Annotated in this window: 20 protein-coding genes; all 20 read right to left on the reverse strand. The window is 43.0% G+C overall.

The features are described 5' to 3' along the window. Positions 1-12: 12 nt before the first annotated feature. The 20 genes from rpmJ to rpsS all read right to left on the reverse strand — a co-directional run bounded on the left by rpmJ (position 13) and on the right by rpsS (position 9144). Positions 13-126 carry a 50S ribosomal protein L36 gene (gene rpmJ / locus AC1TO6_RS10620; protein WP_067204807.1) on the reverse strand — a complete coding sequence of 38 codons (114 nt, stop codon included), beginning with the start codon at positions 124-126 and terminating at the stop codon, positions 13-15. Positions 127-165: 39 nt separating this feature from the next. Continuing rightward, complete coding sequence (gene infA / locus AC1TO6_RS10625) at positions 166-384, reverse strand: translation initiation factor IF-1 (RefSeq protein ID WP_067204804.1); 219 nt, start codon at positions 382-384, stop codon at positions 166-168. Between the two features lie 422 nt (positions 385-806). Then, positions 807-1460, reverse strand: coding sequence for an adenylate kinase (locus tag AC1TO6_RS10630; RefSeq protein ID WP_482101575.1), 654 nt, complete (start codon positions 1458-1460; stop codon positions 807-809). A gap of 55 nt (positions 1461-1515) precedes the next feature. Then, positions 1516-2808, reverse strand: coding sequence for a preprotein translocase subunit SecY (gene secY / locus AC1TO6_RS10635; RefSeq protein ID WP_482101576.1), 1293 nt, complete (start codon positions 2806-2808; stop codon positions 1516-1518). Further along, positions 2808-3248, reverse strand: a complete 441-nt coding sequence (gene rplO / locus AC1TO6_RS10640; RefSeq protein WP_482101577.1) for a 50S ribosomal protein L15 — start codon at positions 3246-3248, stop codon at positions 2808-2810. The genes secY and rplO overlap by 1 nt, the downstream gene beginning before the upstream one ends. Positions 3249-3282: 34 nt before the next feature. Further along, positions 3283-3465: a 50S ribosomal protein L30 gene (rpmD, locus tag AC1TO6_RS10645; RefSeq protein WP_482101578.1), complete on the reverse strand. Its 183-nt coding sequence runs from the start codon at positions 3463-3465 to the stop codon at positions 3283-3285. Positions 3466-3478: 13 nt separating this feature from the next. Continuing rightward, entirely contained in the window at positions 3479-3979 is a 501-nt protein-coding gene (gene rpsE, locus AC1TO6_RS10650) for a 30S ribosomal protein S5 (RefSeq protein WP_482101579.1), read from the reverse strand. A gap of 22 nt (positions 3980-4001) precedes the next feature. Beyond that, on the reverse strand, positions 4002-4364 hold the full coding sequence (gene rplR, locus AC1TO6_RS10655; RefSeq protein WP_482101580.1) for a 50S ribosomal protein L18: 363 nt from the start codon (positions 4362-4364) through the stop codon (positions 4002-4004). A gap of 33 nt (positions 4365-4397) precedes the next feature. Beyond that, positions 4398-4937: a 50S ribosomal protein L6 gene (rplF, locus tag AC1TO6_RS10660; protein WP_482101581.1), complete on the reverse strand. Its 540-nt coding sequence runs from the start codon at positions 4935-4937 to the stop codon at positions 4398-4400. A 30-nt stretch (positions 4938-4967) separates the two neighbouring features. After that, positions 4968-5366, reverse strand: a complete 399-nt coding sequence (gene rpsH, locus AC1TO6_RS10665) for a 30S ribosomal protein S8 (RefSeq protein ID WP_149581701.1) — start codon at positions 5364-5366, stop codon at positions 4968-4970. Between the two features lie 30 nt (positions 5367-5396). Continuing rightward, the gene (locus tag AC1TO6_RS10670; protein WP_482101582.1) at positions 5397-5582 is read right to left on the reverse strand and encodes a type Z 30S ribosomal protein S14; all 186 of its coding nucleotides are present in this window, start codon (positions 5580-5582) and stop codon (positions 5397-5399) included. Between the two features lie 19 nt (positions 5583-5601). After that, positions 5602-6141, reverse strand: a complete 540-nt coding sequence (gene rplE, locus AC1TO6_RS10675; RefSeq protein ID WP_482101583.1) for a 50S ribosomal protein L5 — start codon at positions 6139-6141, stop codon at positions 5602-5604. A 26-nt stretch (positions 6142-6167) separates the two neighbouring features. Beyond that, complete coding sequence (gene rplX / locus AC1TO6_RS10680) at positions 6168-6479, reverse strand: 50S ribosomal protein L24 (RefSeq protein ID WP_179392967.1); 312 nt, start codon at positions 6477-6479, stop codon at positions 6168-6170. A gap of 35 nt (positions 6480-6514) precedes the next feature. Continuing rightward, on the reverse strand, positions 6515-6883 hold the full coding sequence (gene rplN / locus AC1TO6_RS10685; RefSeq protein WP_482101584.1) for a 50S ribosomal protein L14: 369 nt from the start codon (positions 6881-6883) through the stop codon (positions 6515-6517). A 39-nt stretch (positions 6884-6922) separates the two neighbouring features. Next, positions 6923-7189 (reverse strand): 30S ribosomal protein S17, encoded by a 267-nt coding sequence (gene rpsQ / locus AC1TO6_RS10690; protein ID WP_340792992.1) that lies wholly within the window; start codon positions 7187-7189, stop codon positions 6923-6925. Positions 7190-7206: 17 nt separating this feature from the next. Next, positions 7207-7407, reverse strand: coding sequence for a 50S ribosomal protein L29 (rpmC, locus tag AC1TO6_RS10695; protein WP_025783856.1), 201 nt, complete (start codon positions 7405-7407; stop codon positions 7207-7209). After that, the gene (rplP, locus tag AC1TO6_RS10700) at positions 7397-7831 is read right to left on the reverse strand and encodes a 50S ribosomal protein L16 (RefSeq protein ID WP_482101585.1); all 435 of its coding nucleotides are present in this window, start codon (positions 7829-7831) and stop codon (positions 7397-7399) included. Before rplP ends, rpmC begins: the two co-directional genes overlap by 11 nt. A 2-nt stretch (positions 7832-7833) precedes the next feature. Beyond that, positions 7834-8496, reverse strand: coding sequence for a 30S ribosomal protein S3 (rpsC, locus tag AC1TO6_RS10705; protein ID WP_482101586.1), 663 nt, complete (start codon positions 8494-8496; stop codon positions 7834-7836). A gap of 3 nt (positions 8497-8499) precedes the next feature. Beyond that, complete coding sequence (rplV, locus tag AC1TO6_RS10710; RefSeq protein ID WP_067204760.1) at positions 8500-8844, reverse strand: 50S ribosomal protein L22; 345 nt, start codon at positions 8842-8844, stop codon at positions 8500-8502. A gap of 21 nt (positions 8845-8865) precedes the next feature. Beyond that, positions 8866-9144: a 30S ribosomal protein S19 gene (gene rpsS, locus AC1TO6_RS10715; RefSeq protein ID WP_340792988.1), complete on the reverse strand. Its 279-nt coding sequence runs from the start codon at positions 9142-9144 to the stop codon at positions 8866-8868. Between the last annotated feature and the right edge of the window lie 4 nt (positions 9145-9148).

A 9148-nucleotide genomic window follows, 5' to 3' on the forward strand; every position in this document is an offset into this window, starting at 1 on the left:
CCTCCTTCAGAATTAGCCTTGTCTTTGTTTATGTTTTGGATTTTCACAGATTACCATTACTCGGCCGCGTCTGCGAATAATTTTACATTTTTCGCACATCGGTTTTACAGATGGTCTTACTTTCATCTTACCCAACCTCCTTCAATATTCCGGAGTTACAAAAGATTATTTGAAACGGTATGTGATACGACCACGTGTTAAATCATAAGGCGAGAGTTCCATTGTCACTTTATCGCCAGGTAGAATACGGATAAAGTGCATACGAATTTTGCCAGATACGTGCGCAAGAATTGTATGGCCGTTTTCCAGCTCTACTTTAAACATTGCGTTTGGCAATGTTTCGAGTACGGTTCCTTCAACTTCAATTACATCATCTTTCGCCATCAACCCAATCTCCCTTCTATATCCAATAAAGGTTCTCACCATCGAGCGGCATCAGTCGCCTTTAAAGCTTCCTTCAACATATGTCCGGATTGCATGAGTGATGTTCAAAAGAGGTCCGTCACATTCCGTTTCCCTTAAGTCAGTCCTCGACTTCTAGTTGTGGAAAATCGCGTCGAATTGGACACGACTGTCCAGAATGCCGTGGATGAGTTCCTAGTTGCTTTATACAGTTCTTTCCACGAAACATATTATACCTACCTGAGTAAGAAAATGCATTTCTAATGTATCAGAACATTAAATTGCTAAAATTCAACCAGTTATTATACCGGGCATCATATGCTTTTGCAGCTCGTTAAACGTTTTTTCGTTCACCAATACTATACTGCCCAATTAATGGCATAAATATCTCAGTCCGAAAAAGATTACTTTTCGCTATCTTGAAGGATAACGTCCAGATCTTTGAAAACGTCCTTAATATCTTTCTGTCCATCTATGTTCACTAACACCTCTTTGGTATCGTAAAACGCCAAGAGTGGTGCCGTTTGATTCATATTTACTTCCAGACGGTTCGTGACAGTTTCCGGATTGTCATCGGCTCGCTGATAAAGTTCTCCGCCATCCTTATCACATACACCTTCAACCTGTGGAGGATTAAAAAGCAAATGATAGGATGTACCGCAAACTTTACAGATGCGGCGGCCTGTCAGCCTCGCGACAAGTTCTTCTTTCTCGACCTGGATATTGATGACGTGCTCAATTTTCCGACCCATGTCAGCCAAAAGCTGATTAAGTGCTTCAGCCTGAGGTACTGTACGCGGGAAACCGTCGAGCAAGAATCCGTTATCGCAATCGGATTTGCCTAATCTTTCACGAACAATTCCGATTGTCACTTCATCAGGGACAAGTGCTCCCTGATCCATGAACGATTTTGCTTTGACTCCAAGTTCCGTGCCTTCTTGAATAGCTGCACGGAACATATCGCCTGTAGAAATATGAGGGGTTCCGTACTTTTCGACAATTCTGTCTGCCTGTGTGCCTTTACCGGCTCCTGGCAGACCCATTAATACGATATTCATACGTATTGCACTCCCATTCATATTCAAATCACGAAGAGATGAACCTCCGCGAAGATTACTTCATGAACCCTTTATAATGCCTTTTCACAAGTTGTGATTCAAGTTGTTTCATCGTTTCAAGTGCAACCCCGACGACGATGATCAAACTCGTTCCTCCAATTTGCGCAGACTGTGGAAGGTTTGCGAAATTGATGAAGAAAATCGGCATGACTGCCACCGTAGCGAGGAATATCGCGCCAACGAATGTCAGTCTATACAAAGTGCTCGTTAGGTAATTTTGTGTATTTTGTCCTGGACGAATGCCCGGGATATAAGCGCCTTGATTCTTTAGATTATCTGCAATTTTCTCCGGATTCACCTGAATGAAAGCGTAGAAGTATGTGAATGCAAGAATCAGTATCAGATAAAAGACCATTCCAACCGGTTTTGTATAATCAAACATAGTTGTAATTGCGGTCGTTACACTGTTAGTTCCAAAGAAGGTCGCAATTGATTGTGGTGTAATGAAAAATGCTGAGGCAAAGATTACCGGGATAACCCCCGCAGCATTAAGTTTCAATGGTAAGTGTGTCTGTTGGCCTGCAGTCGTTTGACTTCGTCCTGTGACACGTTTCGCATATTGAATTGGAATCTTCCGTAATGCTTCCTGGAAGTATATGACCAAGACAGTAATCGCAATGATCAAGAGGAGTAGAAGAGCCATAAGCGCAATTCTAATGAACAATGCATCGCCCGCTCCTTGGATCTGAGTTGCGTAAAGTTGGTTGACTGCATTTGGAATCGCTGCGACGATACCAGCAAAGATGATAATGGAAATACCATTCCCAACACCTTTTGCCGTGATCTGTTCACCGAGCCATAGAAGAAATGCAGTTCCTGCCGTCAATACGATCGCGATGACAACATATGTCGAAACACCTTCGTCTTTTATCAGCGAGCCGCCATACATTCGGTTGAAACCGAAAGACATTGCGATTGCTTGAATAAAGGCTAGGATTATTGTGAAATACCTAGTGAACTGTGCAAGTTTACGTCTTCCAACGTCACCTTGTTTCGCCCATTCGGTAAATTTTGGTACGACATCCATCTGCAATAATTGCACGATAATGGATGCGGTGATGTAAGGCATAATTCCCATTGCAAGAATGGAGAAGTTTGCAAGAGCTCCACCGCCAAATACATTCAGTAAGCCGATAAGGTTATTATCAGTTTGCTGTAAAGCAGTCGCATCAACGTTTGGTACTGGTATAAATGTTCCTAATCTAAAGATGACAAGAACAAGCAATGTGAAAAATATTTTAGACCGTATGTCTTTAACGCGCATAAAATTAGCGATCGTCTGAAACATTAAATCACCTCGGTCTGTCCGCCCGCCTTCTCGATTGCTTCCTTAGCAGAAGCAGAGAATTTGTGAGCTCTGACAGTAATCTTTTTCTCAAGAATTCCGTTACCCAGAATCTTAATACCTGATTTAGCGTTGCTCACGATGCCTGATTCAATTAGTAGTTCAGGCGTTACTTCTGTGCCTTCGTCGAAACGATTAAGTGTGTCAAGGTTTACAATTGCATAATCCTTGCGATTGATGTTCGTAAAACCACGTTTAGGTAGTCTTTGGAAGAATGGAATTTGTCCACCCTCGAATCCAAGACGTACGCCACCGCCCGAACGGGAGTTTTGTCCGCCATGACCTCTACCGGAAGTTTTACCAAAACCAGAACCGATTCCGCGTCCAATACGTTTACGTTTTGTACGAGAACCTTCAGCAGGTTTCATAGTGTGTAATTTCATCTTATTGGCACCTCCTTATTCAAAAAGTCGATAATTATTGTTCAGTGATCGTAACTAGGTGGTCGACTTTGCTAATCATGCCGCGAATTGCAACATTATCCTGATGTTCGACCGTTTGGTGTAATTTGCGAAGTCCAAGTGCTTCGATTGTTTTACGTTGTGCAGGTTTCGCACCGATAGTGCTTTTTGTAAGGGTGATTTCAAGTTTATTCGCCATTGTATTTCCCCCCTTAACTGTACAGTTCTTTCACGGTTTTACCACGCAATTTAGCAACATCTTCAGCGCGTTTCAAATTCGTTAATCCTTCGATTGTTGCACGAACCATATTAATAGGTGTGCTTGAACCAAGTGATTTTGAAAGGATATCCGTGATGCCTGCAAGTTCAAGTACCGCACGGACAGGTCCGCCGGCGATAACTCCAGTACCTGGAGCTGCTGGTTTGATGAGGATTTTCCCTGCACCAAAGTGTCCAAGAATTTCGTGCGGAGTTGTTCCTTTGACCATTGGTACAACGATCAAATTCTTCTTCGCATCTTCGATAGCTTTACGGATTGCATCCGGAACTTCTTGTGCTTTACCAGTACCGAAACCGACACGGCCATTTTTATCTCCGACAACGACGAGAGCAGTGAAACGGAAACGACGTCCGCCTTTCACAACTTTCGCTACGCGGTTAATCGTAACTACGCGTTCTTCGAATTCACTTTTATTCTGATCATTACGACGCATGAAATGTGTCCCTCCTTCTTAATTAAAATTCCAGACCGTTTTCACGAGCTGCGTCCGCAAGAGCTTTCACACGGCCGTGGAATAAGTAGCCGCCACGGTCAAATACTACCGCTTTAACGTCTTTTTCTACAGCTTTCTTTGCAATCATCTCGCCGACTTTTACTGCTGCTGCAGTGTCCGCTTTGGATTCAGATTCGAACTCTTTATCCATTGAAGAAGCACTAACAATCGTTACTGCATTTACGTCATCTATCAATTGAGCATAGATATGCTTGTTTGAACGGAATACGTTTAGACGTGGACGTGCTGCAGTCCCGCTAATTTTGTTACGAACCCGTGTATGACGTTTCTTACGAGTAGCGTTTTTATCTTTTTTCGTAATCATCGTGATCACTCCTTCCGGATGCCTTAAGCGGCATTATTTACCTGTTTTACCTTCTTTACGACGGACAACTTCACCTTCGTAGCGAATTCCTTTGCCTTTATATGGCTCTGGTGGACGTACTTTTCTGATGTTTGATGCAAGAGCACCTACGCGTTCTTTATTGATACCGCGGACAGTGATCTTAGTGTTAGCAGGAACTTCAACTTCAATTCCTTCTTCGGGTGTAAATTCAACCGGGTGAGAATAACCAACGTTCAATACAAGTTTAGGACCTTGAAGGGAAGCACGGTAACCTACACCGACTAGTTCAAGTTTACGTTCAAAACCTTGTGAAACGCCAATCACCATATTGTCGAGAAGTGAACGCGTCGTTCCGTGAATAGAACGGTGTTCCTTGGATTCAGAAGGACGGACCAAAGTGATCACATTGTCTTCCTGCTCGATTTTAATATCCGTGTTAAATGTGTTTGTAAGTTCGCCTTTAGGACCTTTAACAGTAACGAAGTTACCTTCTGTGATGGTAACTGTCACGTTTTCAGGTACCTCAATCGGCTTTTTGCCAATACGGGACATTCAATTGCACCTCCATTCAATTGTTACGAATTACCAGACGTAAGCTACTACTTCTCCGCCTACTTGTTTAGCGCGTGCTTCCTTGTCAGTAAGAACGCCATTTGATGTGGAAACGAGGGCGATACCAAGACCATTCAACACTTTTGGAACTTCGCTTGTTTTTGCATAAACACGAAGACCAGGTTTTGAAATACGTTTAAGTCCAGTGATGACACGCTCGTTATTTTGACCATATTTAAGGAAAATGCGGATGATACCTTGCTTGTTATCTTCTACATATTCAACATCGCGTACGAAACCTTCACGTTTCAAGATTTCTGCAATTTCTTTTTTCATGTTTGAAGCAGGTACTTCAAGCTTCTCGTGACGAACCATATTGGCGTTACGGATGCGTGTAAGCATATCTGCGATCGGATCACTCATTGTCATTACATTTACCTCCTTCCCAAATTTAGGGGTTTACCAGCTGGCTTTTTTGACGCCAGGAATTTGTCCCTTATACGCTAGTTCGCGGAAACAAATACGGCAAAGCTTGAATTTCCGGTATACAGAATGCGGACGGCCACAACGCTCGCAGCGTGTGTATGCCTGTACTTCGAATTTCGGTGTACGTTTTTGTTTAGCAATCATTGACTTTTTAGCCACGTTTACGCCTCCCTCTTATTTACTTCTGGAACGGCATGCCGAACTGCGTTAATAACTCATGTGCTTCTTCGTCCGAGTTTGCAGTCGTAACGATGACGATATCCATACCGCGTATTTTAGAAACTTTATCATAGTCGATTTCAGGGAAAATTAGTTGCTCTTTAACACCAAGTGTGTAGTTACCGCGACCATCGAATGCTTTCTTCGAAACACCACGGAAGTCACGTACTCGGGGTAGAGAAACAGAGATTAGCTTATCTAGGAATTCGTACATACGCTCACCGCGTAATGTAACTTTTGTTCCGATAGGCATACCTTCACGGAGACGGAATCCCGCGATTGATTTCTTCGCTTTTGTGATGACCGGCTTTTGACCGGAAATGATTGTTAGATCTTCCACTGCCGCATCTAGTGCTTTCGTGTTTTGAACAGCGTCACCAACACCCATGTTAATAACGATTTTATCTACTTTAGGGACTTGCATAACTGATGTATATTCAAACTTGCTCATTAGAGCAGGTGTGACTTCGTTTTTAAACTTATCTTTTAAACGGCTCATCTGTTGGACCTCCTTTCATCCGTTACTTATTTGTCCAGTAATTCCCCGGATTTTTTAGCAACACGAACTTTTTTGCCATCTTCGATCTTGTAACCTACGCGAGTTGGCTCGCCTGTTTTAGGATCGATTAACATGACGTTTGATACGTGGATAGCTGCCTCTTGGCTCACAATTCCACCTTGAGGATTCTCCTGGTTAGGTTTCGTATGCTTCTTGACGATGTTAACACCTTCAACAAGTACACGATCCTTTTTAGGGAAAGCCACTAAAATCACACCGGTTTTACCTTTGTCTTTACCAGTGATGACCATAACTTTATCACCTTTTTTAACATTCATTCTGTCGCACCTCCTTGATTGGCACTATCATGTAATTAAAGAACTTCAGGAGCGAGTGAAATGATTTTCATGAAGTTGCTGTCACGAAGTTCGCGAGCAACCGGTCCGAAAATACGTGTTCCACGTGGGCTCTTGTCGTCACGGATAATAACACAAGCATTTTCATCAAATGTAATGTAAGTTCCGTCTTTACGGCGTACTCCGCTTTTCGTGCGGACGATAACAGCCTTGACGACTTCACCTTTTTTAACAACGCCACCTGGTGTTGCTTTTTTTACCGTAACTACAACAACATCACCGATGTTTGCTACTTTACGGCCTGTACCGCCTAATACTTTAATTGTTAAAACTTCACGAGCGCCTGAGTTGTCGGCGACTTTCATACGACTTTCCTGTTGAATCATTGAGGCTACCTCCTCCCGGATTTATATATCCGAACGTTATTAGATGATGACCGCTTTTTCGACTACTTCAAGTAGACGGAATCGTTTCGTTGCCGATAATGGACGAGTTTCCATAATACGAACAACATCACCGATTTTCGCTTCATTCAGCTCATCGTGGGCCTTGAATTTTTTAGAGTACTTAACACGTTTACCGTATTTAGCATGTTTCTTCTGTGTTTCGATCATTACAGTAACTGTTTTATCCATTTTGTCGGATACAACGCGGCCTGTATACACTTTGCGTTGGTTACGCTCCTCAGTCATGGCTGCAACCTCCTTCATCAGTTATTTGCACTGATTTCTCTTTGACGTATTACAGTTTTCATGCGCGCAATCGATTTACGAACTTCTCGGATGCGTGCAGTGTTTTCTAATTGACCTGTCGCGAGTTGGAAGCGAAGGTTGAAAAGCTCTTCTTTCAGTGATTTCACTTTTTGCTCAATCTCTGCAGTTGTCAGATCACGAATTTCATTAGCTTTCATTAGATTCACCACCAATTTCTTCACGTTTTACAAACTTAGTTTTGATAGGAAGTTTGTGAGATGCAAGGCGAAGCGCTTCACGCGCAACTTCTTCCGGTACACCTGCTATTTCGAACATAACTCTACCAGGTTTAACAACTGCTACCCAGCCTTCTACAGCACCTTTACCGGAACCCATCCGGACTTCAAGAGGCTTCTTCGTATATGGTTTATGCGGGAAAATGTTGATCCAAACTTTACCGCCACGTTTCATGTAACGTGTCATTGAAATACGTGCTGCTTCGATTTGACGGCTTGTAATCCATGCCGCATCAACCGCTTGTAGACCGTATTCACCGAATTGAACTGTTGCTCCGCCTTTTGTAGTACCGCGCATTTTACCACGGAATACACGACGATATTTAACTCGTTTAGGCATTAACATAATTAGTTGCCTCCTTCCTCAGAGATCTTCTGTTTCTTCACTGGAAGGACTTCTCCACGGTAAATCCATACTTTAACGCCAAGCTTACCAAATGTAGTATCTGCTTCAGCATGTGCATAATCAATATCTGCACGTAATGTATGGAGAGGGACAGTACCTTCACTGTAATGTTCCGAACGAGCTATGTCAGCCCCGCCAAGACGACCAGAAACCTGTGTTTTAATTCCTTTAGCACCAGAACGAATCGTACGTTGAATCGCTTGTTTTTGTGCACGGCGGTATGATACGCGAGTTTCTAGTTGACGAGCAATTGACTCTGCAACTAATTTAGCATCAAGATCTGCACGTTTAATTTCGATGATGTTGATGTGAACGCGTTTACCAGTGATTTCGTTCAGTTGTTTACGAAGTGCTTCAACCTCAGTACCACCTTTACCAATAACCATACCTGGTTTAGCAGTGTGAATGCTGATGTTAACACGCTTTGCAGCACGCTCAATTTCTACTTTAGAAACAGACGCTTCTATAAGACGCTTTTCAATGTATTCACGGATTTTCAAATCTTCGTGTAAGAGAGTCGCATAGTCTTTTTCTGCGTACCATTTAGACTCCCAGTCACGGATGATACCGACCCGTAAACCGTTAGGATGTACTTTTTGACCCACGAATTATCCCTCCTTCTTTTCAGATACCACTAAAGTAATGTGGCTCGTACGCTTGTTAATCGCACTTGCGCGTCCTTGTGCGCGTGGTCGGAAACGTTTCATAGTCGGACCTTCATCAACGAATACTTCGCTTATGAATAGGTTTTCGACGTCCATTTCGTAGTTATGTTCAGCATTTGCAATCGCTGATTTCAAAACTTTTTCTACAACCGGAGATGCCGCTTTCGGCGTCAGGCGTAGAATTGCGATAGCTTCACCGACTTTTTTGCCCCGGATAAGATCAACGACCAAACGGACTTTGCGAGAAGCAATACGGACTGTGCGGGCAGTAGCTTTTGCTTGTTGCATCAGAAATAACCTCCTCTCAAATTAACGTCTTGTTTTCTTATCGTCAGCGCCATGACCTCTGTATGTGCGCGTTGGTGCAAATTCACCCAGTTTATGACCTACCATATCTTCAGTAACATAAACAGGAACATGTTTACGTCCGTCGTATACAGCAATTGTCATTCCGATGAATGTCGGGAAGATAGTTGAACGGCGTGACCAAGTTTTGATAACCTGTTTTTTCTCGGAATCCTTTTGTGCTTCAACCTTCTTCATTAGATGATCGTCTACAAATGGTCCTTTTTTCAAGCTGCGGCCCATGTCG

It is taken from the genome of Sporosarcina sp. Y352 (genome assembly GCF_056786535.1).